This window comes from Paraburkholderia lebeckiae (genome assembly GCF_050436325.1).
Classification (GTDB): Bacteria; Pseudomonadota; Gammaproteobacteria; order Burkholderiales; family Burkholderiaceae; genus Paraburkholderia; species Paraburkholderia tuberum.
On the sequence record NZ_JBNDLZ010000002.1, the window covers coordinates 3,021,868 to 3,043,784 of the forward strand.

At 58.1% G+C, this 21,917-nt stretch carries 13 protein-coding genes and 9 pseudogenes; 9 read left to right on the forward strand and 13 right to left on the reverse strand.

Annotated features, from left to right (window positions below):
- Positions 1-2 precede the first annotated feature (2 nt).
- Positions 3-817, reverse strand: a pseudogene (locus OKW44_RS17250) (IS5 family transposase); the annotation flags it as partial.
- A gap of 1,129 nt (positions 818-1,946) precedes the next feature.
- Between OKW44_RS17250 and hisC the strand changes: the two are divergent.
- Positions 1,947-3,014 (forward strand): histidinol-phosphate transaminase, encoded by a 1,068-nt coding sequence (hisC, locus tag OKW44_RS17255; protein WP_026226285.1) that lies wholly within the window; start codon positions 1,947-1,949, stop codon positions 3,012-3,014.
- Positions 3,015-3,063: 49 nt separating this feature from the next.
- On the opposite strand, the gene OKW44_RS17260 is transcribed toward hisC, so the two are convergent.
- The 6 genes and pseudogenes from OKW44_RS17260 to OKW44_RS17285 form a co-directional block, all read right to left on the reverse strand.
- The gene (locus OKW44_RS17260) at positions 3,064-3,564 is read right to left on the reverse strand and encodes a transposase (RefSeq protein ID WP_239499211.1); all 501 of its coding nucleotides are present in this window, start codon (positions 3,562-3,564) and stop codon (positions 3,064-3,066) included.
- Positions 3,565-3,636: 72 nt separating this feature from the next.
- On the reverse strand, positions 3,637-3,777 hold the full coding sequence (locus OKW44_RS17265) for a hypothetical protein (protein ID WP_239499309.1): 141 nt from the start codon (positions 3,775-3,777) through the stop codon (positions 3,637-3,639).
- 83 nt (positions 3,778-3,860) lie between these two features.
- A pseudogene (locus OKW44_RS17270) lies at positions 3,861-4,061 on the reverse strand (IS630 family transposase); the annotation flags it as partial.
- A 310-nt stretch (positions 4,062-4,371) separates the two neighbouring features.
- Complete coding sequence (locus OKW44_RS17275; protein WP_204357164.1) at positions 4,372-5,619, reverse strand: M24 family metallopeptidase; 1,248 nt, start codon at positions 5,617-5,619, stop codon at positions 4,372-4,374.
- A gap of 234 nt (positions 5,620-5,853) precedes the next feature.
- A complete protein-coding gene (locus tag OKW44_RS17280) occupies positions 5,854-6,408 on the reverse strand; it encodes a cucumopine synthase-related protein (protein WP_018423134.1) in 555 nt (184 codons plus the stop codon).
- Positions 6,408-6,830, reverse strand: coding sequence for a hypothetical protein (locus OKW44_RS17285; protein WP_018423133.1), 423 nt, complete (start codon positions 6,828-6,830; stop codon positions 6,408-6,410). The genes OKW44_RS17280 and OKW44_RS17285 overlap by 1 nt, the downstream gene beginning before the upstream one ends.
- A gap of 232 nt (positions 6,831-7,062) precedes the next feature.
- Between OKW44_RS17285 and OKW44_RS17290 the strand changes: the two are divergent.
- From OKW44_RS17290 to OKW44_RS17300, 3 genes and pseudogenes are all read left to right on the forward strand, one after another.
- A pseudogene (locus OKW44_RS17290) lies at positions 7,063-7,458 on the forward strand (PRC-barrel domain-containing protein); the annotation flags it as partial.
- Positions 7,459-8,849: 1,391 nt separating this feature from the next.
- Entirely contained in the window at positions 8,850-9,593 is a 744-nt protein-coding gene (locus OKW44_RS17295; RefSeq protein WP_018423129.1) for a class I SAM-dependent DNA methyltransferase, read from the forward strand.
- A 192-nt stretch (positions 9,594-9,785) separates the two neighbouring features.
- Positions 9,786-10,025, forward strand: a complete 240-nt coding sequence (locus tag OKW44_RS17300) for a hypothetical protein (RefSeq protein WP_018423128.1) — start codon at positions 9,786-9,788, stop codon at positions 10,023-10,025.
- A gap of 760 nt (positions 10,026-10,785) precedes the next feature.
- On the opposite strand, the gene OKW44_RS17305 is transcribed toward OKW44_RS17300, so the two are convergent.
- From OKW44_RS17305 to OKW44_RS17315, 3 genes and pseudogenes are all read right to left on the reverse strand, one after another.
- Positions 10,786-11,028, reverse strand: a complete 243-nt coding sequence (locus tag OKW44_RS17305) for a DUF6429 family protein (protein ID WP_018423125.1) — start codon at positions 11,026-11,028, stop codon at positions 10,786-10,788.
- Positions 11,025-12,118 (reverse strand): annotated as a pseudogene (locus OKW44_RS17310) (IS630 family transposase). The gene OKW44_RS17305 and the pseudogene OKW44_RS17310 overlap by 4 nt, the downstream one beginning before the upstream one ends.
- A gap of 265 nt (positions 12,119-12,383) precedes the next feature.
- Entirely contained in the window at positions 12,384-12,854 is a 471-nt protein-coding gene (locus OKW44_RS17315) for a transposase (protein WP_162634065.1), read from the reverse strand.
- Positions 12,855-12,900: 46 nt separating this feature from the next.
- Here OKW44_RS17315 and OKW44_RS17320 point away from each other — a divergent pair.
- A pseudogene (locus tag OKW44_RS17320) lies at positions 12,901-13,934 on the forward strand (IS481 family transposase).
- A gap of 188 nt (positions 13,935-14,122) precedes the next feature.
- Here the strand turns inward: OKW44_RS17320 and OKW44_RS17325 are convergent.
- Together OKW44_RS17325 and OKW44_RS17330 are read right to left on the reverse strand one after the other, a co-directional pair.
- Positions 14,123-14,362, reverse strand: a pseudogene (locus OKW44_RS17325) (helix-turn-helix domain-containing protein); the annotation flags it as partial.
- Positions 14,363-14,411: 49 nt separating this feature from the next.
- Positions 14,412-14,567, reverse strand: a pseudogene (locus tag OKW44_RS17330) (helix-turn-helix domain-containing protein); the annotation flags it as partial.
- Between the two features lie 290 nt (positions 14,568-14,857).
- Here OKW44_RS17330 and OKW44_RS17335 point away from each other — a divergent pair.
- The 3 genes and pseudogenes from OKW44_RS17335 to OKW44_RS17345 all read left to right on the forward strand — a co-directional run.
- A pseudogene (locus tag OKW44_RS17335) lies at positions 14,858-15,518 on the forward strand (aromatic amino acid lyase); the annotation flags it as partial.
- A gap of 775 nt (positions 15,519-16,293) precedes the next feature.
- Positions 16,294-17,631 carry an EAL domain-containing protein gene (locus OKW44_RS17340; protein ID WP_018423119.1) on the forward strand — a complete coding sequence of 446 codons (1,338 nt, stop codon included), beginning with the start codon at positions 16,294-16,296 and terminating at the stop codon, positions 17,629-17,631.
- 610 nt (positions 17,632-18,241) lie between these two features.
- Positions 18,242-19,147, forward strand: coding sequence for an HTH-type transcriptional regulator ArgP (locus OKW44_RS17345; protein WP_035471970.1), 906 nt, complete (start codon positions 18,242-18,244; stop codon positions 19,145-19,147).
- Positions 19,148-19,612: 465 nt separating this feature from the next.
- On the opposite strand, the pseudogene OKW44_RS17350 reads toward OKW44_RS17345, so the two are convergent.
- Positions 19,613-19,962: pseudogene (locus tag OKW44_RS17350) on the reverse strand (transposase); the annotation flags it as partial.
- 82 nt (positions 19,963-20,044) lie between these two features.
- On the opposite strand from OKW44_RS17350, the gene OKW44_RS17355 reads away from it, so the two are divergent.
- A protein-coding gene (locus OKW44_RS17355) for an IS630 family transposase (RefSeq protein ID WP_113062009.1) occupies positions 20,045-21,038 on the forward strand; the annotation gives its coding sequence in 2 pieces (ribosomal slippage) (positions 20,045-20,502 and positions 20,501-21,038; 996 coding nt in all).
- Positions 21,039-21,917 lie beyond the last annotated feature (879 nt).

Genomic DNA, 21,917 nt, shown 5'->3' on the forward strand with positions numbered 1-21,917 from the left:
AAAAAAGGCTGCTCCATACGCCTGAAGATGTTCCAGCAGACGAGGGCGCAGCCGAATTTCAAGAATGCTTCGTGAATGTCAGCTCGACGATCGAAGCGTATGCGAAGACGACGGAAGTTGTGGAGCCACGAGTGAGTCCGTTCAACGATCCAACGGAATTTGCCCAGACCACTGCCATGTTCAGTGCGGCGCCTTGCGATCACCGGTTTGATGCCGCGTTCGCGCAATCGTTGACGATGCGGATCGGAATCGTAACCACGATCGGCATAGGTGACCGTGGGTTTCTGAAGTGGTCGGCCGCGCGCGCCGCGGATCGGGGGAATCGCGTCGACGAGCGGCAGCAGCAGGGCGACGTCGTTGCGGTTCGCGCCGGTCAGGATGGCGCTGATGGGAACGCCATTGGCGTCTACGAGGATGTGGTGCTTGGAACCGCGTCGCGAGCGATCCGTGGGGTTCGGGCCAGTTTTTCGCCCGCCCCAACAGCTCGTACCGACGAGGAATCGGCGGCAGGGTATGAAAGATCGATCTGCCCGGCCTCGCGCAACTTGTCGAGCAGCAGTTCGTGCAGTCGATCCCATACGCCTGCTTTGCGCCAGTCGTTCAGTCGTCGCCAGCAGGTCGCGCCGGAGCCAAAGCCCAATGCGGTCGGCAGGTGGTTCCATCGCAGTCCGGTTTTCAACACGAACAGGATGCCACTCAACGCCACCCGATCCGATACGCGCGGGCGACCAGGATGCTCTTTGCGCCGGGGCTTGGGCGGCGGCAGTAACGGTTCGATCAGTGTCCACAATTCGTCATCAATGATCGGCGCTTCCATCCCTTGGGTTCCGTTGTTCAGACATCCAAGGTTAACTGCTTGCCGAGAAAGCAAACAGCCCCCTCAGGGGTATTTGAACTGGCCTCTTAGCGAGATGTCCATGTGCACCGTGACGTCGCGTGTACTGCATGGCTATGGATTTAGTTGACTGCTTGTAGTTAACGCCGCGCTGTTTAGCAGTCTATCGCCGCTTGCGGACTTTTCGTCGAAATGGACCATCTGGGTGTCTGCGCTGCTCAGTGGCTTCGTTGCCGTGCTGCGATTCACGAGTCACGAGACTCAATTCGTCGGCCTGTGCGTAGATCATGCCGGGAGGCGTTCGACCTCCGACAAGCCTCGACGGCGTCGTGCAGCGAATGTCGCTCGGGTTAGACGCGGCGATTGGCGGCTTGGCGGTGGAGCGTTCCCGAGGAGCAAATCGACACCAGTCAATCATTGGTCAGGATTTCACACCCTCGTTTCTGATGGCGAACTTGTGCGGCATCTCCTCGATCCCGGCCGCGCGGCGCCCTGCCACCTGGGCCCGGGACGAGATGAATACGGTGGCCGCAGTTGATGCCTTTGAGAAGAATGCTTGGTTGGCGCGGTCCGTGCTTGATTGCATTCGAGCGCGACACTGACGGGCTCGTTGTATCTACCACTCCATGCCGGCTTCCGGAATCTGGGAGCGTCTAGGTTGGGCTCCGATTTCTGTGACTGATTCATCTTGTAGTAGGACTGGCTTACCCATGCATTAACGAGACCATTCAAAAATGCAAACTAACTTGCCTCGCCGATACTCCACTATCGCTCGAACCAATGTGCGGACTTTCACGAGCCACAGTGCCGGTCATGAAGAACCGTCGCCGCTGCAGTCTTTCAGCGTTTTGCACGGCCACTGCCGCAGCGTCACCTCTGGTTGGGGGAGCCGTCGCGGGGCAGACAAGAGCCGGTTTGCTCTAGGACGCGCCTTACGGCCAGCCACGCGAGAACTCCTAGCTACGCGCGCCCGGCGAGCGCGACGAAGCACGGACGAAATGACGCTCGACGCCTTGGTCCCCGGGGGACGTGGGCCCGAATCGCCATATACTCAACTTCCTGTTATGGCTGATGCGGTCAGCACTGACTCTTTGCTGTCAGGGGCTAGGCGGTGAGTCGTTACTGGAGCGACCTCGTTCAGCGTCTCATGCCATATATGCCGGGCGAGCAGCCGGCGAGTGCGCATCCGATCAAGTTGAACACAAATGAGAACCCGTACCCGCCGTCGCCGCTGGTACTAGCGGCCATTGCCCGCGAGCTAGGTAGCGCGGGTGAGACCCTGCGCCGCTATCCGGATCCGCTCGCGCGACGCCTTCGCGCAACCGTCGCTGCCTATCACGGCCTGAAGCCGGAGCAGGTGTTTGTCGGTAACGGCTCGGACGAAGTGCTTGCCCACACTTTTGCGTCGCTGCTGAAGCATGAGCGGCCGCTGCGTTTTCCCGACATCACATATAGCTTCTATCGCAGCTACGCACGGCTTTACAACGTGCGCTATCGGGCCATTCCGCTCGCCGGCGACTTGTCGATCCGCATGGACGACTACCTTGGCGACGTGGGCAGCGTGCTGTTCGCGAATCCAAACGCACCCACCGGTCGCGCTCTGCCGCTCGCGGACATAGAGCGAATTGTCGCCGGAAATATGTCGTCGGTGGTCGCAATTGACGAGGCCTATGTCGATTTCGGTGCGCAATCCGCGGTCCCTCTGATTGACCACTATCCCAACCTAGTTGTCGTTCAGACAACGTCGAAGGCTCGTTCGCTCGCTGGCATGCGCGTCGGCTTTGCATTCGGCCACGTATCGCTCATCGAAGCACTCAATCGCGTGAAAGACAGCTTCAACTCGTACCCTCTGGACCGTCTCGCGCAGGTCGCGGCACAGGCTGCTTACGCGGATCATCACCACTATCGGATGACGTGCGAGCGCGTGATCGCGAGCAGGGAGCGGATGAAGCGGGCGCTCCAGAGCCAAGGTTTCGACGTGGTACCGTCTACTGCGAACTTCCTGTTCGTGCGTCATGCTTCGCACGACGCTGCAATGCTTGTCGCACGCTTAAAAGATCAAAGCATCTTCGTGCGGCATTTCAAGCAGCCACGAATCGACCAGCATCTGCGCATCACCATCGGAACCGAAGAGGAATGCGACGCAGTCGTCGCGGCGCTGCGCGAATTGCTCGCTTGACCCCAATCGGACGCCCACCGCGGGCTCTCTCCCTTGCGAGGGAGGTCGATTATGCCATTTTCGGCCCTGCGGCAACGGCAATCAGCCGGCCCACTTCGATGCCTTCGAGCAGTTGGCGAGTCGAACGATGCGTGCCGCGACGAAGGTACCGTTCGGTAGGCACGGCGAACCAGCGCTCTACGTGATTGAGCCACGAGGCCGAAGTCGGTGCGAAGTGAACCTGCAATCGGGGATGACGAGTGGACCCTGCCTTGATCGAGGAGTCTTGTGTGTGCCGTAATTGTCCATCACCCAAATGCACATCCAAGTCGGGCGGCACGCCGGCTTCGATGGTGCGCGGGAAAAGCGGGAATTCGCTGCTGCGATGGCGCCGGTGCACGTCGCCGATCACCTTGCTGGTGACAATTTCGAGCGCAGGAAATAGTGTGGCCGCACCGTAACGCAGGTATTCATAAGTGCGTCGCTCGGGAATGCCTGGAGCGAACGGCAATATGGGCTGTGGGCGGTCCAATGCCTGTATCTGGCTCTTCTTGTCAACGCACAGCACCATCGCCCTAGATACTGGCCGACAATATTGCGCACTGTCGACGAACAACGGATCGCTAGAGAGCTTAGACGTCTCTTACCCATGCAGTTGCTGCCCGAAGGCGCGCCAGATGCGCGACACCGCCGCCTGTGAGAGCTTCATCTCCTTGGCCATCGTGCGTGTGCTCCAGTGCGTCGCCCCGGCAGACACGGACTCGAGCGTCTTCGTGATAACCACGTCGACATGCGTGTCGTCGATTGTCTTGGGTGCGTCGGGGGTGGTGCGTCAAGCAGTCCGTCGACGCGGTCTGCGACAAATCGCGCTCGCCAGTTAGCGACAGTTTGGCGCGTGAGCCGCAGTTTCACCGCAACTGTCTTGTTGTCCATACCTTGGGCGCAGGACAGCAGGATGCGCGCTTGCAACGCCCAGGCCTGTGCTGTCTTGTGCCGCATCGTCAGCGCCTTGGGTTGCTCGAATTCCGATTCGCTCAGCACGAGCTCCAGTTTGGGCCACCCGCTCATCGCCGCCTTCTCCTGTCTGTGTCACACATAGCACGTTAGTACGCGGCAAAAATAATTCAATGAGTTGTAACTCACCAGGAGTAGCGAGACGATGCTCGGTTGGTTCGAAAAGTCGCTTGGTCGTCACTTTCGCGGACGGTGGATCGTCACCTCGGCAATGACCCGGAGCAGTTGATTGATGGGACACATGCTTGATGTCAGTGCAGTTCGACCCGCAGATGCTCGTTGTAATATACGCGCGACCCGCATAGACGTGTTTAGACCTAGCCGGAAGACCCAAACGCCTTCGATCAAAGTGGTGGCCTAGAATTCAGATTTCTATGTAGCCGCCGGTAGCAATAGTAAGATATTCTCGGCCGGTATCAGTTATGAGAACGGTATCGGAAATCTGCGTTTGGCACACGCTTGGTATTCGGATATGCGGTTCGAGTGTAACGATCATACCCGGTTCCAGTACCAACCGGGACTTCGCGTCAATCGAGGCTCGCTCGTGAGCGCCGAGCCCAATGCTATGACCGATTCTGCCTGGAGTGTGGGTACCGTAGCCGAGCGACTCTAGCCTTTCACGAGTCTTTTCGAACAGGTCCCTCCAAGGTGTGCCGGGTTTCATCAGTTCGTCGACTTCCTCTCGAATTTCAAGGATGATGTCAAGCGCGCGCTTGCTGACGTCCGGTAGCGGCCCAATGGCAACAGTACGTTCGATCTCAGCGTGCATGCCGTTGGCAACCGTCCAACTCAGCAGCGAAACGGTTTCGCCGCGAAGGGGGCGGCGCTGGGTCGGATTGTCACAATTTAGAAACGTACGCGGACCGGATAGTGCCCAAACCCAGAGACCGTTGTGAACGCCGCCCTCGAAAGAGCCGAAATCGCACACCTCAACATTGGGGTAGCGGGCCGCCCAGAACTTATTCATCTCGTGCATTGCAGTCACGCAGACGTCGCGCTCGGTGCCACCTTCGCGGAGTGCTGCGATCGCTGCTTCCATGCCTACATCGGCAATCCTGGCCGCAACCCGTGCGTGGAGAACTTCGTCCGGGTCTTTTGTCAACCGGCAGCGTTCTATGAGCTGGCTCACATCGACGAATTCTGCCTTCGGTAACATGTCTTCGAGTTGGCGGCGACATGTGATGGAGATGAACTCTTCTTCGACTCCAATCTTTTTGTCCGCAACGCCCAGCTCGTGGAGGATTGAAGTGAGTGCAGTTTGCCAGTCTGCCCCCGCAGTTTTCTTGTCCCCCCAAGCGCCGAATAACCGTATGTCCCGTACCCATGAGCTGGAGCGGCTGTGTTCGTCTCGGAGCGCATGCACAAGCATGATTGGCTCATGGTTGGGGGTAAGGATTGCAATCATCGGTTGTGAATAAATGATCGGGCTAAAGCCTGTGATGTAGAAGCTGTGCTCCGGTTTGAAGCATACGACCACGTCAATACCATCATCGGTCAGTCGAGCCTGCAAACGTGTTACGCGGGGAGGCCGAATATAATCAACACTTGCGGTCGGATGAGACGAACACTTTCCGCTCCCTACTCGGACACCGTGCATTTCTGTAGAGGACATGGGGGACTCCCGGGTATTTACATTAATAGAACAATCGGCCCACCAATTATTTATTTGGCGGGTGCTGGATATAGAGCTGATCGTGCGCGAGAAATCTCAGATAAATTGGCTCTGTCCTCAGACGGGGCGTTCAGTGATAAGTCCGGATTCGGCACAGATACCATCGGTCCATCAGCACATATCGCCGAATCGCGTCGCAATATTTCTTTGCGTAGCTGCCAGAAAGCTCGACGACTAAATCTCGCCTTGCATGGACACAAGTTTGGCAAGGTTCGCAACTTCTGTCGGCGTGCGATGTGGAAATGCAACGCCAAGGTTCCAAGGGAAGATCGAGTGAATCCACCGGTGCATGCGAGTGATATACGTCATCATTGCTCCGGTGAGCTCCACATATTCGTCCGCCGTTTGAAGGTCGTCGAGGGCGTCCGAATAGATTTGACCGATGTGATGCATGTTGGCTAATCCGAGATCCGTCATGAATGCAAAGACGTTGAAGGTTCCTGTCAGAAACTCTTTGGTAATTCTATTGAGAGTTGCGAGGGGCAAGTCCGGATATTTCGAAATCTTGAGCAGGCGATACATGACTTCAGCGCCTACCAGCATGAGATACGCCTCGAGATGGACGAGTACAGAAAACGCTTGCTCTCCGCTTCCTGCTCCGCTGTCGATAATGCCCCAACGGATCTTATGGACATCCTCGGGCTCGTCGAGCCAGATGCGATCGATTTCTTTCTCGATGATTGCCTTTGCCTCGCGCCAGTCGCCTTCGAATTTTGACGTTAGAGACATCAGGCGGTCCTCCGCACAACTATTTCAACGGTGTTCCGCCGTGGTTGAGCAATTGTCTGTTCGTAGACAATGCGACCAAACCGATGGAGGCTTGGAATGTCCTCCTCGAATACTTCCGCAAATTTGTTGACGTGTGCGCTTTCTGTGATGTGCCCGTAGGTCAGGCAAATCGACTGCCCCGGAGCATAGAGATAGACGGCACCGGGATGACGAGGGACCATATTGTTCCGTGTCAAGTGAACGATCCGGGTCGGCATCCATATCGTCTCGCCCGAAATTACCACGTGTCCAAGGACGCTCCTGAGAGGCAGTTGTGCTAGCACTTCCTTGATAACATCCGGGTTATCGTCCATTAAAAGCTTTGCGCGGAACGAGTGGCCTAAGCTTGGCGCATGAAACTCGAGTCCTTCTTTGGGGGGCATTGGCGACTCCTTGCATGTGGTCACAGGGGAAAAAGTTTTGGCTCGGTTAAAGCAGTGAACGGTATCGAAGTCTTCAAAGGAACGTTGCTCTTCCGCCTTTGAATTCGTTGCCGTTTCTGTTGCTTCGCCAAGAAGACGCAAAATCCGCGCCAGTCTCTGAAAAGAGCCAGACAGTCGTATTTCCTATACCCACTGAACGATTAGTTCGGCGGGGCGCCGGGCGGTGTGTCGAATGTATCGCGTCGCAAACCGGACAGTCGCAACAAATGCAACAGCCCATGAGCCATTAGACGAGCCGGTCTTTTCATCGGACGGGGAAGACGTCGGGCAGATTTCGGACATCATGTTCAACGTGCGCAGCGGCAGGGTTGCATATACAGTGCTGTCCGAAGGCGGCTTTCTTGGCATGGGCGCCATCCTGCATGCGATACCGTGGAACGCACTCACGTTGGATAAGGACGCGAAGTGTTTTCGTGTCAGCATCGATGCATAACGCATCAAGAACGACCCGGGCTTTGACAAGGACCACCGGCCTTCAATGGCAGATGCGACGTCGGGTACCACGGTCCATCAGGACTACAGCCGCGACCCGTACTGGTCATCGACGCGCAGCGTAGAGGATTTGCCGCTGGGCGATATCCGAAAATCCTCGTCATGGACGCCGGCCTGCGCACAGGGATATCCGGCGGTCGTCTTACTGAAGGACGCAATCATGAAGACGATAAAGAGAGCAGTGCGTCGCTCGGTATGGGTGCCGGCGTTGGTCACTACCTCATTCGCCTAGGGCGCGGGCGGCGGTGGCACCAGTGTAAGCGCCGCGGGCTGGCATTAGTGGTGCGAATGGTGCGTGCCATGGCTGTGCAGGAATGAGCGCGCCCAACGTTGGTGGGACAGGTGGTTCGACATCCACCTCAAAAGGCGCCAAATCGACGAACCGGCATACTCGCATGCCGCAAAGGGTGCCTCCGACACAGCCGCGTCAACTGCGCAATGAGTTGTCTTTCGTGGTGTGCGTCGTGTCAGCGGATAACGCGGACGTTTTCTTCACGATCCTGAGTGAACCGGGGAAGCGGCCCGCCAGAATGGCGAGCCCCGCCCGAAAACGCGTGCTGACCCGTCGCTGGTAGCGACGGATGCCGATACTAGCCAGGCGGCGCTCCTATCTGGCGCTGGATACTTCCATCTTTGTGCTCCGGAAGTGACGCGACGATAGGCGGCGGAAGGATAGCTCAGGCGCACGGCTCCGAGTTCCGCGCTTCACGCGTTCCCAACGGAACGGCCTTCCCGTTTGCAATGGTGCGTACGGCCGGTGGTGGCCGACTACGACTACAATGCCGCGACGGAGGATCGCCATTGTGATGAGCAACCCGCTGAACATGGACTTGCGCGCTCGCGCTGAACTGCTTGCCTATCACATTGCTTCGCATCTTCGCGCACGGCATGCGACAGGCGAGTGGCTGACTGTCGAACATGTCGCGGAGTCGACGACGATGTTGTGACTGAACACCAACGGCGGGGGATGACCGTGATGCAAACGGTCATGCTCTCGGCGAAGGCACTGGACATCGCCCGAGGCGTCGAGACCGGTTTGCGACTGCGGTTACGTGCAGTCCAGGCTAATACACGCCGAGTTGGACAAAGGCAGATATGACGCAGGCCACTGTCGCGAAGGGTCGAGTGCTGGTAATCCCGCTCGCCCGGATCTGGGAGGGTGGAATTCGAATGACGGAGCTACACGGCCATGAACTGAGACGCGGGTTAGCTCTCAATCCGCTTCTTGTCAATAATGTCCGACAAAAGTCTGACACAGCCGACAGTCCGAATAAGACCAGACTGCCAGTGTGTCTGAAGTAGCACGCTTCTTCTGGTTGGCACCGGTCTTGCGTGTGAACGGCGAGGGTACCAAGCAACAGCGCGTTCGAAGCCCTATTGACCATGTCGCCGGGCGCTTGCCCCTTCGAAAAGGGGATGGAGTTAAACCAGGCAAATTGCTGAATTTGATGGAAAGGAGAGCAGGACATGTCTGACGAGTTGATTTATGGCGAGATTTATGCGCCGATCTATGAGGAGTACACCACTCTGCGAGGCAAAGTCGCTGAGGTTGACCAGACTGTCGCCTTTCTTGAGCGATATTGCAGCGGCCGAAATGCGCTTGAACTTGGTATTGGCGACGGACGCGTGGCGGTACCTCTGAGCGAGCGCGGCGTCAAGGTCGAAGGTATCGACAATTCGGACAGTATGCTAGAGCTTGTCGCGAAACGCAGCGGTATAGTCAAGACTTGGCAAGGTGATATTGCCGGATTCAAATCACAGCAACGTTACAGTGTCGTTTACTGCGTTTACTGCACGTTCACGTTGCTCTCGACGCGCGAAGCGCAAATAGCTTGCCTCCGAGCTGCTGCGGAGGCCCTAGATAATGAAGGGGTTCTGGTAATAGAAGTGGACGTACCAGGCTGGAATCCTTTTGTCGGCGGGCAGAAAACTACATCGGCGCGGCTAGTGAATCATGAAAATACAATCGTAAATGTGGCTGTTCACGATTCGCTAAACCAGAACCTAGTTTCAACTCTCCTCTGGTTTTCTGGTACCTCGGTCAGGCGTTTGCCGCAACGCCGTCGCTATGTCTATCACCAGGAACTCGATACCATGGCCGAATGCGTAGGACTGGAGCTAGCGGATCGATGGGGAGACTGGTCGAGGGGTGCGTTTACCGAACAATCCCAACGTCATATCTCTGTCTACCGCAGGCGAAGCAACTCGTAGTCCTTGGCCCGACGGCGCGCCCAGCGCGACTTCGCCGCGGCGGCAGGCGTCTGACTTCTTTGTTTGATCAAGCACTGGCGCCGTGCGGCTGGTGAGGCTCCGATAATCATATAGCCGGCCTCGCGCCGTTCCGGTAGGACGGCTGGGGTAGAGTCAGGGTTGCGACACCGACGTGACGCACAGGAGGCCGGCATGAAAAAGTTTAGCGGAATTGACCTGCACTCGAACAACGGTGTGGTCGTGGTCAGCGATGAGGTGGACCACATCGTCTATCAGACGCGGTTGCCCAACGACGCGTTGCAGATCCGCGCCGCAATGGCGCCGCATCGCGAAGAACTGGTGGTCATCGAGGAGACGTATTATGGACGCCCCGCAATTATGCACGGTTTGTCGTTGAGGACAACGGAGTGTGCGGCGTGGGTGCCGATATGAATCGATGTACGGGACCGTGCCGCGCGCGCTTTTGAATTCGTGAGCATTGCAGGGCTCACCGATCGGGTCAGTTCACGTGGCCGAGCATAAATCACAAGCCCTCGAGAAACTGCGGCACGCGGTCGGTGGGCCGGTAGCACCGCTGCCTGCTGTGGAGCAATTGAAGCGTACTGAGGGCTTTTTCCTTCATGGCCAGGTCTGCCTCTATGTACATGTGCATGGTCGCTGGGTTCTCGTACCCAGCGACAGCGCAATGACCGTGAGGTCAACGCCAGCCTGAAGCAGGTGCATGGCAGTCGCGTGCCGATAATCTACCCAACGATATAATCGGCATACGGCAGCCATGTAATTACTGCAAGGCGGCGTGGATCCATTCAACATTGCCATGTGGTTGGGCCATGAATCCCCCAGACAACCCAGATGTACCTGGACGCCAGTCTGGAGTTGAAGGAGAAAATTCTCGCCAATGCGCCACATGATGGCAAGCCCGTACGATACCGACCTGATAGTAAGCTCGCAACGTTTCTTAAAGGTCTTTAGCCATCGAAGCTATGCCGATCCGGACGACTCGTGAACATCGTCCTGCTAGGCTCATTGCCGGCACTTTGCGGTCCGCGTCCCAGCCTGATCGGCATTGCCTCGAACGCGGCATAGTTCCGAAACTTGCTCTGACGGATCGTGAGCAGGCCACGTTCCAAGTCCACGTCCGAGCGCCGAAAGGCCAACGCTTCCTAGTGTCGTGAGTTAGAAGTTCGTTGAATCAATTTCCCGGTCTTCCTTGAATGACGAAGTGCTGATTAAAGAGCCGTTCGGACTCGCGCAATCCTTCTTCGGTAAAGATCACGGACTTCGTCTTGTTGACTGGGTCTTCGATGAAGCCCCGTTCGTAGAGCCGGTTCAGCACATCCCAGTCGAAACCCTTCCACGCGCGGTATCGGTCATGCAGGGTCAGGTAGAGAAGTGCCAGGGCGACCTCATCAATTGCATCGGTATTGATATTCATGATGCTCCTGCCGCAGCTTTCCGGACCCGCACACAAAACCGTTCCAGGCTGGCCAGGATCTCATCAGCCGACTTGCTCCAGACAAACGGTTGGGGACTGGCGTTATAGACGTCCAGGTAATGGCGGATTGCGTCTTCGAGTTGACGGGTCGAGCGATGCCTACCGCGTCGAAGGTATTTTTCAGTGAGCGCAGCGAACCAGCGTTCGACCTGGTTAAGCCACGACGCCGAGGTGGGCGTGAAGTGAACATGGAAGCGGGGATGACGGGCAAACCAGGCTTTGATCGAGGACGTTTTGCGCGTGCCATAGTTATCCATCACCAGATGCACGTCGAGGTGAGGCGGCACGCTGGCTTCGATAGTGCGTAGAAAGCGCACGAATTCGCTGCTGCGATGGCGCCGATGTACCTCGCCGATCACTTCACCAGTAGCGATGTCCAGCGCCGCGAACAGGGTGGTCGTGCCGTGGCACATGTAATCGTGGGTGCGTCGCTCAGGGATGCCGGTGCCAACGGCAACATGGGTTGGGTGCGATCGAGCGCCTGGATCTGGCTCTTCTCGTCCACACACAGCACCATGGCCTTGAGCGGCGGGGCCAGGTGAAGCCCGACGATATCTCGCACCTTGTTGACGAACATCGGATCGCTGGAGAGCTTGAACGTTTCCTGCCGATGCGGCTGCAATCCAAAAGCACGCCAGATCCGCGTGACCGCCGTTTGCGACAATTTCATCTCGCGAGCCATTGTGCGCGTGCTCCAGTGAGTCGCTCCGGGAGGCACGGACTCGAGCGTCTTCGCGATAACCGCATCGACGCGCGCGTCATCAATCGTCCTCGGCGCGCCGGGCCGAGGTGCATCGAGCAGTCCGTCCAGACGATGAATCACGAACCGCGCCCGCCACTTCGAAACCGTCTGCTGAGTGACCCGCTGTTTCGCCGCAACTGTCCTGTTGTCCATGCCATCGGCACAGGCCAGCACGATGCGCGCCCGCAATGCCAGGGCCTGTGCGGTCTTGCGTCGCATCGACAGCGCTTGCAGTTCTTCGCGCTCCGATTCGCTCAGCACGAGTTCCCCTTTGGGCCGTCCGCTCATCGTCGCCTCCTCGTATCAAGTGCCACACAGGACACTTTAGTACGTGATCGGCATCATTCAATGAATTTTTAACTCAAGACACTAGATACGCACACCCGTGGCCGCAAGCAGACCGAAGACGGTTTCACAGGTAACTGGACGCAGGCTACCGGCGGGCGGAAGTCGTCGCGCAGTATCCAACAACGCGTCGATCTCCTCCTCCGAGTAGATATGCGGGCTCAATCCGAGAGCACGGTAAGCGGCTGGAAAGTGAGCAGGGAACGCCTCAAGGTGGGGTCGTTTCCCCGATGTTATTAAGCCGAAACAAAGTAACCGGACATGGGTCAAGCCGCGTAGCGGATTGACGGATGTTGAAACATGGATCGGACCAAGGCCGGAATCTTCTGCAACGAGCGCAGAACTGCTCGGACACGCTGCTTGAGATGCTCCGGACCGTTGATGGCAAGCTTGCCGATCCTGTGATGTTTGAGATAACCCGTACCAACTCGTCCGGGTTCAGATCGGGCGAGTAAGCAGGAAGGAAGAACAGACAAAGGCGCCCATTCGATTCTGCGGCAACCTGCCGGATCGCTTTGCAACGATGTACCGGATGGCGATCGGCAATCAGGAAGACAGACGCATTGGCGGTGAGCATCAGCCGTTTGACGAAGTCGACGTACACGGGGATCGTGAAGCTGCCTTCGAAATACATGAAACGAAGTTGACCACGCGGGCTGATCGCTGAGATCAGGTTCACCTCAAAGTGTGTGATTCACACACATCGTTTCAACTAAAATGAGGCGATGGACCGAGAGATTGCGACTCGATTACGTTGGGTGCTGATGTATCACGAGACCGGCAATGCCGGTCTCGTATGCGCTCGGTGCGGCATCTCGAGACCGACACTTCGCAAGTGGCTACGGCGCTATCGGGATACTGGAGAAGAAGGTCTTCGCTCTCAAAGTCGTCGCCCTCTTAACAGTCCAAACCGGAAGGTTTTCGAGGCTGATCGGGCAACGATTCTCCGGCTGCGTTCCGAACACAAGGGGGCACGCCGGATCCAGAACGAGCTGCGGCTCCACGAACAACGAGAACTATCCCTCGCAACAATTCAGAAGGTGCTTAGCAAGTCATCTGTGAAGCCGTTAGTGCGTTTCAGGCGACCGGCACATCCCAGACGCTATAGCCGCCCGGTTCCGGGGGATCGGGTCCAAATGGACACGATGAAAATCGCCCGAAGCGTCTATCAATATACGGCCATCGATGACTGCTCGCGCTTCCGCGTACTGGGTGTCTACCCGCGCAGAAACGCCCGAAATACGTTGCTTTTTCTTGATCGGCTCATTGAGGAGATGCCGTTTCCGATCCAGCATATCCAGACTGACAGGGCGGCGAGTTCTTCGCCGAATCAGTGCAGCGTCGCTTGATGAGCGAGTGCATCAAATTCCGGCCAATCCCGCCGCGCTCTCCACATCTCAATGGCAAGGTCGAGCGTTCCCAGCTTACTGACCTGAACGAGTTCTGGTCCCACCATGGCCCAACCGAGAAAGAGATTGAACAGCGAATTGAGGAGTGGCAGTTCGACTACAACTGGCGCAGTCCGCACGGCTCACTCGGCGGTAATACTCCGGTCGATCGCATCGCAGAAGTGGGCGAAAATACACCTCTCGTGGAGCAGGTTGAAAGCGTCTACGACGAGTCGAAAGAGCGAATCCGGCACCGCGAATGGCGAATCGACAGGACCCTTGCCGAACATCGTCGGCGGCTGCTTGAGTTCGTGTCTCCTACCGGAGGCACGAACTCAAGCAGGACTGCAAAGCGATCTTCAAGAAAGTGAAACAATGTCTGTGAATCGCACACCTCGAAGCGCGCGCCAGTGACTTCGACTACCGGTGTTTGACCGACCGGTGCCCAGGTCGTGCCGCTGTGATAGTCCGATCGCACCGTCGATTCGTCGACGAAGAAGATCTGTGCCCCGCAGCGTTTGGCCTGCCCGGCAATGGCCGGATATTCGTCCCGCATCCATGACCCGACCAGTTGGGGGTCGCGTTGGTAAGCACGCGCAAGCGGCCGCTGGGGTGAAAGCCCGAGCTTGCGCAGCAGTCGACCGACCGACACCTCGGAGAGCCTGACGTTGAAATGTTCGCGAATCAACTCCCGCACCATGTCTCGCGTCCACAATGCAAACTCGAACTTCATCTGCATGGGGTTCTTCGTTGTGACCGTCTGATAGACGAAGCGGATAGCCTCGGACGAGAGCTTCATCGGCCGACCAGGGATTGCCTTGGCTCGTAAGCCTCGATCCCCCGTCACGCCAGGCCGCCAACCACTCGTAAATACGCGCCCTCGAGAATCCGAGCGTGCGGATCACGTCCTCCGGCGACTCGCCAGCTTCGATGCGCTTGACCGCCCGAATACGGATCTCTTCAAGCGTTGCATGTGAAAGCTGCCGGCCGTCGTCCTCTCGCATCTCGCCTCTCCCTAAATCCCTTAAAGCTTAGATCACGGCGTCGATTTATGTTCGCTTACTTATGCACTGGTTAGTAGATGGTGTGAACACACCCTTGCCCAATCCGTCAAGACGGCTTTGCTGGTCGCTTACGCTTGCTACCAGTGCCTGTTACGTTGGATGTATGAGCTTGCAGGCGGCGACAAGCCTCGCCGCCTGTCTGCAGCACCGGGCTCAGTCGCTGCTCTTTGAAGGGCTTGAATGAATAGTTTCATCCATGTATAGTATGAAGCATTTAATTCTTGGTGAGCATGATGCAACTGACTCCGGGAAAGGTGACCTTTGCTCAACTGCGTGACATCGCGCGCGACAAAGTCTCACTGCAACTCGACTCTGGTAGTTCGGTTGCGATTGATGTAGGCGCGAGGGCCGTCGCCGACATCGCCGCGAAGCGCGAGCCGGCGTACGGCATCCACACCGGTTTCGGCCGCCGAGCCAGCACGCGCATCCCGCCCGACCAGCTCGAACTGCTGCAGAAGGACTTGGTGCTGTCGCACGCGTGCGGCGTCGGCGAGCCGATGCCGCGCTTGTCGGAGAGCCTTTTGATGGCGCTGAAGCTGTCGAGCCGCGGCCACTCGGGCATCTGCCGTGAGGTGATGGACGCGCTGATCAAGCTGTTCAACCCCAACGTGCTGCCGCTGATCCCAGTGAAGGGCTCCGTCGGCGCATCGGGCGACCGACGGTCTGCGTGTCGCGGGCGTCGCTCTGCTGAACGGCACGCAGGCCTCGGCGGCGCTGGCGCTCGACAACATGTTCGCGATCGAAGAACCGTGCCGTACCACGGTCGTCGCGGGCGCGCTGTCGATCGATGCGGCAGCCGGCTCGGTGAAGCCCTTCGAGGCACGCGTCTACGAACTGCGCGGCCACCCGGGCCAGATAGACGCAGCGACCGCTTATCGCGCGCTGCTCGACACCGGAGTGCAGGCCGTGCAGCTCGAACTGTCGCAGATCACCTCATGGAAGAGACGCGCCCGTACGCATACAACGAAGCGCGCGCAGCGCGGGTTGCGCCGCCGCTGGAGATCCTCGCGTGCGACGCGCTTGCGTACCGCTTACGCGAGCTGTCTATGGCGATTGAGCGCTCAAAAATCTGGACACACCGACCAGGGAAGACACGCCTAGTGATTGGCAGTTCATATCGTCCCGAGCAGTGCGGTGTTCACATCAGGAGGGGAAATAATGGCCACTGCGGCGACGTCGCTTAGATCAATGGTTGAGGATTGGATGGCCCCGAACCCTGAGGGCCGAGTTAGGGTTAGTCGGTTCGGGCGATCGAAGAACGGTCGCTATGTTTGCGTCGAGTCAGTGTGCGCGGCCAACACTATTGCAATGTTCTTTTTTCGTCATCGTGATGGCACTTGGTGCGTTTTTCCACCCGATCCAGAGAGGCCTACCATGCGCATCGCTGAGATTTTGCATGTCCGAGACTGAGGGTGAAAACAAGCGTTAGGCGGAACATCCGGAGCACGGTGGGCGCCACCGACACTGCGCCAGGCACTTTCATCGCGTGCTGTGGGTGAACGTCGTTGATGGTGCTCAGTTTTGCCACGTTCTGATTCGTGGTTGCGTGGCGAGTTCGCTGCGATCATCGAACTCGTGCCGGCCGGGAACCGGTGAATGCCTGTTCCGCGCCAGGCGCGGCGTGCAGTAAAAAGTACGTGTGGACGTTTAGCATACCGAGGTGATTATGGCATCCAAAAATCCTGCTCACGAGCTGCTCAGATCCGCGTCGATTCGGCCTGCCGGGCGGGAGGGCGATGATAGTAAGTGCGAAGCGTGGAAGGAGAGTTTCGATGATCAGCGACAGACGGAAGATCGTCCACGTTCTTACCAGGGGTCGAGGCCCGCTCGGACCGACGCGCAGGCGGAGCCTGCCGGATCGGTCGGGGAGGTCTGCGTCGTCGCGACGATCGCAAATCTGCACGAGATCGAGCAGGTGTATGGCGAGACGACTGCACTTGGCGTGCGGCATGCCGTCTATGAGCGGGCCCGGGAGCTCTCACGATCAGGGAGGGCTACCGTTGCAACAACCGGTGCGCATATCGTTTTTATCTTCGGCCTGTCCTACCTGTCCTACAAGGGCGACGCATCGAAGCAGTTTTGCGGGGCCATCATCGAGCATCGGGTAGTCAAGGTACTTGGCGCGCACGCCGTACCACTGGGAGACGCGGCCATCATGCCTGTGGTACGCGCGTCAGCGATGCGCTCCGGGTATCAACCATTTCAGGATTTCATCGATGCGTCAAACCTGGCGACTGTGGGCCATCACTGGTGTGAGCGTTACAGGGCCGATATGGTGGTAGCCGCTAGTGTCTTCGCGGCACTGGAGGAGAACAGGCTCGATTTCGATCGGGAACCCGTCTGCGCGGCGGGCGATTCGCAGGATGTGACGTATTACGAGCTACTGCTTTGCGAGATGAGAAACGGCCAGCGCATCCGTATCGGTAGTCTCGTGGGGGCCATTGAGCGCCTGGGAATGGTGAGGCGGCTTGACGAATGGGTCGTCGACGCGACGATCGCCGCATTGCGCCGCAATCCTGCGCTGCGACTCGGATGTAATGTGTCCGCGCATAGCGCCATACTCGATGCATGGTGGGCCTCCATCGTCTCACAGTTGCATGCAGACAGATGCCTTGCTTCGAGGCTGACGATCGAGATTACGGAAACGTCCGCATTCACTTCGACGACAGAGGCACGGAACTTCGTCAAGACGTTCCAGGCTCTCGGCTGCCAGATCGCACTGGATGACCTGGGGAAAGGCCACAACAATCTGATTGCCCTGATCGGGCTTGGCGTCGATATCGTCAAGATCGATCTGCGTTGCCTCCGACAGGAAGGCCGCACCGAAAGTCCCCTGGGTCTGCGTCCGCTTGTCCAGTTCGCGAAGACTTACGCGGCGAGCGTCATCGTCGAAGGCATCGAGACTGAGGACGACGCGCAACAGGCGCGGGAGTGCGGGGCGACGTGCCTTCAGGGCTATCTCTATTCAAGTCCTTCTGCGTCAAACATTGCTGAGAAACGTTGATGAAACGGGCCTTCACCGCTGCTGTTCCGCGAGGGTGTTACCGCAGAGCCGACTATTGTCAGAATCGGCGGCTGAAGTATCGATATGCGCGTACCCGTTTACCGCGTTGTTGTGAAGATGGGTTCCGGGGAGGATCGGATGTCAGGCACGGCCGGAGGATGGCGTGCACGCGGTTTGTTATCCGGGGGATTCGCTTTGCTTCAGTGTCCTGTTACCGATGAACAGTGGAGCCTGGTGGCTCACCTGTTTCAACGGAGAGAGCGTTGTGATCGTGGGCGCTCCGCACGCAATCCAAACGTCATCCTGCACGCAATTCTGTTGGGGGAGCGGGGCCAAGCGGGCTGATGGATCAGGCTTTGAGCCCCTCATCCGAGAATGATGAAGCCGGTAGCACGTAGCGGACTGCCATGTCTTCCCTACCGATGAGATCGGAGACAAAGTTTCCGGCACGAGTGTTTCTTGTCAAAGGCGCTGGTCTTGGCGACCGGCGACTGGACAAAAGGGCACATTAACACCTCGTTGCACAACGGCTTCTTGGCATTGATGTTCCCGCGTCAGATGCGCTATCGAAGAGCGAGGAGTGAGGGTGAAAGTGAGCACGACGTTGAACATGATCGAACTGGAGACGTTTGCCGCGGTGGTCGAATATCGCAGTTTCACGCAGGCGGCGGTTGCGCTGAACATATCTTCTGCTGCAGCGACGCGCCGCGTGAAGCGGCTCGAACAGTCGATCGGGGCGCTACTCCTGGTCCGCGAACCGACGGTGATGCTAACGAAAGCGGGCGAAGACGTGTTTCGTCATTTCATGACTGTCCGGCTTCAGGAGGATGACCTGCTTCGGCGTGTCATGCCGGGGAGGGCGGCCACGACAGCGCTGGCCCTTGCCGTCAACGCCGATTCGCTTGCCACCTGGTTTGAGCCGGTCACGCGTGAGCTGGCGCAACACCATGTGGTGCTCGAGATCGTCGTGGACGATCAGGACCACACGCTTGAGGCACTGGCGCGCGGCGACGTCAAAGGCTTTCTGTCCACGCAACCGAAACCGGTCGTTGATCGTTTCGTGGCGGAACCGGTCGGACAGATGCGCTATCAGTGTGTGGCCACCCCCGGGTTCGCGCGCGAACATTTCGCCGGTGGTCTGACCTTGCCGGGCGTGCTCGAGGCCACAGCAATCCTGTTTGACCGGAAGGACGCCCTGCACGATGAGTTTTTCGGGTTGCATTTCGGTGTGACGGTCGGCAGGTACCCCAGGCACTATTTTCCTTCGCCGGCGGCGCTGCTCAATGCGATCCTGGACGACCTCGGTTACGGGCTGGTCCCCGCCATGCAGGCCGGGCCGCTGATCAGTGGCGGCAGACTCGTGGCGCTCGCCCCCGGGCACGACCTGATGATCGATCTTTACTGGCATCACTGGGAGCAGGAGCCCGAGCCGCTCGCGACGATCAGCGCACTGGTCATGGAAGCGGCGCGGCGGAGCCTGGTTCAGCCGGTCCCGAGGGAAGCGCGCGCGAGTTGACGGAGCATTGCGACTCGCCGACGCGATGCTTTGCGTCGACTCTTCCGGTCGCCGTGATCACGCCGCTCGTCGCCGGCATTTTTTCACGGAGGCAGTAGACGCGAACATGATGGCCACGGCCCTTGCGAGGTAGTGACGCAACCCAACGAATCGCAGGCTTTGTATTGCCGCGTGCATCGCACGACCAGACCACCAGACAACGTGCCGTCATTGGAGCAGATCGTGCTCTGCATCGCCTATCTCGACGGTTACCTAAACCGTTGGGCCGATCTCCCGCCCCGCACCACAGTTATGTGGCGTGATTTCCTTGCATTCACGAAGTCACCGAGATATATCGCATCTCCCGGCACAACGAATGATCCAACTCGTGGGTAACCCTGGGGCGTTTCATCCGGGGGCTGTCGTTGATTTATGGACCATTTCAGGAATCCTAATCAACATTGGCGTACACGGGGCGCGACATGATCAGGCAGCCACCGCTTGAGGAGCCGGTGTGCTTTCAATCACCGGAGTTCCGTCCTTAAAGGGGACGCCCTTCAGAAGCTGATCGATTTTTTCGGCTCCGTGGGTCTTCCTACAGATCCGCTCGCCCGCTTCACTCAGCTTGAACGCCATCCCGAGCAAGGTCGAGTGCGACAGTTGCGCGTGCGGTTTGGGCGATGGCGTACTGTTGCAAGCGTCGATTCGATCGGATTCGTGGTTCGCATACGTTGCCAGTGCTCGGCAGGGACATCGTAGAACGCGAGCAGTCCGCCTCGATCCTTCGTGAGCTTCTCGACAGCCTTCGAGTACTTGGCCGCGTACATGTCGACGAACTAGTGAGATTTACAAAAAACATGACAACCGATTCGATTCTGGTGCGTTATATCTCAGGTGGAATGATTGGAGATGCGTGCCGTGGCGAAGAAGCCGTTAGACGATGCAACGAAGAAACGCTTGCGAGCGGGTCGGATGCTGCTGGCGGGCAAGCGGCCAGCGGAGGTGGCGTTGGCCGTCGAGGTAGCCCGACAAACGGTGTACACGTGGAAGGGTCTGCTTAATGAAGGCGGAATTGATGCGCTACGGGCGGTGCCAGGTCGGGGCCGCCCCGCCAGGGTCGATGGGGAGCAATTGGCGCAACTGCGACGCGTGCTACTGCAGAGCCCGACCGGGCATGGCTTTGGTACCGAACTATGGACGCTCAAGCGCGTCGGTATGCTCATCAAGCGCATGTATGGCGTCGAGTTTAGCCGAACGCAGGTTTGGCTCCTGCTTGGGACGCTGGGTTTCAGCGCGCAAAAACCCCAGTGGCGTGCGATCGAGCGCGACGAGCAAGCTGTACGCCACTGGAAGCGGCACACTTGGCCTGCGCTTAAAAAAAGCCCAGCGCGAAGGGCGATTGATTGTCTTTATCGACGAGACCGGCATCAGCGAGCGCCCCACGCGGGTTCGTACCTGGGCGCTAAAGGGGCAAACGCCAGTCATCCAGTTTCATTTCAACTGGAACCATGTCTCGGCGAACGCCGGCCTCAGTCACACGAACTATCTGTTTCGGCTGTACGAAGGCAGCGTCAGGAAAGAACAGGTGGTCGAATTTCTCAAGGCGCTCAAAGCGCATCTGAAGCAACCGCTGCTGATCATCTGGGATGGTGCCAGGCCACATCGCGCTGCAATGGTCCGCGAATATCTGGATTTCCTCGATGGACACATTCACATGGCCTTCCTGCCGCCGTACTCTCCGGAACTCAATCCCGTCGAATACCTGTGGGCATGGCTGAAGCGCCACGCGATAGCAAACTTCTACTCCGACAACCTCAACGAGTTGCAAACCATCTCCCGCAACAAGCTCAAGAGCGCTCAGCGCCAGCCGTCGATTATCGCCGCGTGCTGGATTCAGGCAACGTTGTGGTGATGTCATGATTTATGGAAAGATCAATAGTTGCATAGAGCCGTGGGCTTGCCCGCGCAGATCGTCGATCCAATGATTGGCAAGTGCGGCCACTGATCCACCTGACAGAGTTCGGACGAAGAGGTAGAGGGCGAACATTAATTCGATGCACGCCGGAGTCGCTCGAAGTCGACGACGACGTCAAGATCTTCGGCACCTTCTAAGTAGGGCAATTGGTCGGCAGCCTACCTGCATCCGGGCGTCGACTGATCGCCAAATGTGATAGTCATAACCTGCGGAGAATCGAGCGCTTGTCAAGCGTCTCGGCGGTCACCGCTCGGCCTTCTGCACTAGGAGCACTTCTCGGTCATGGCTTGACAGGGCGAACTTCTTCGCGCCGTTGGAGACGCGGTCAGCGCAGATTTTTCCGCAAACGGCGTGACGACAAATCGTTTCGCCCTGGCAGCCTATGATGCGGCGGTGCGGTGCGAGATCTGAACGGGAGATCTACGAGCGTGGCAACGCGTCCAAGAAGCGACACTCATGCTCCGCGCCCTATCTCGCTCGGCACAAGTGGTGACTTTTTTCGCCTCACTCGTGCAAATACGATCAATCCGATTCGCAAGTCTTGGCCTTTGCGTCGCGTTCAATCATCCGATCAAGCCTCACCGTCTCGGCGATTCCGCAAGGGAACGGTCGCCGCCTGGAGCGGTGCCGCCGCTTCCCCTTCCAACGAGATGCTGCGGCGCAGGCGGTACCTGCTGGCAAGGGAGGGGCGGAAGGCACAGGGGCCAGCGGGCACTGCTTCTGAAAATGCACGGACGGCAGTTCAGTGAACGACGCGACGGCCCCTGCGATCAGGGTTAACGCTCTTTCGATCGCGAATGAATAAAGATATTCTTA

Bases quoted from the DNA above. Each gene is read 5' to 3' on its own strand.
- OKW44_RS17260 (WP_239499211.1), bottom strand. From the start codon at position 3,564: ATGGTGCTGTGCGTTGACAAGAAGAGCCAGATACAGGCATTGGACCGC.
- OKW44_RS17275 (WP_204357164.1), bottom strand. From the start codon at position 5,619: ATGTCCTCTACAGAAATGCACGGTGTCCGAGTAGGGAGCGGAAAGTGT.
- OKW44_RS17280 (WP_018423134.1), bottom strand. From the start codon at position 6,408: ATGTCTCTAACGTCAAAATTCGAAGGCGACTGGCGCGAGGCAAAGGCA.
- OKW44_RS17285 (WP_018423133.1), bottom strand. From the start codon at position 6,830: ATGCCCCCCAAAGAAGGACTCGAGTTTCATGCGCCAAGCTTAGGCCAC.
- OKW44_RS17295 (WP_018423129.1), top strand. From the start codon at position 8,850: ATGTCTGACGAGTTGATTTATGGCGAGATTTATGCGCCGATCTATGAG.
- OKW44_RS17300 (WP_018423128.1), top strand. From the start codon at position 9,786: ATGAAAAAGTTTAGCGGAATTGACCTGCACTCGAACAACGGTGTGGTC.
- OKW44_RS17305 (WP_018423125.1), bottom strand. From the start codon at position 11,028: ATGAATATCAATACCGATGCAATTGATGAGGTCGCCCTGGCACTTCTC.
- OKW44_RS17340 (WP_018423119.1), top strand. From the start codon at position 16,294: ATGGCATCCAAAAATCCTGCTCACGAGCTGCTCAGATCCGCGTCGATT.
- OKW44_RS17345 (WP_035471970.1), top strand. From the start codon at position 18,242: ATGATCGAACTGGAGACGTTTGCCGCGGTGGTCGAATATCGCAGTTTC.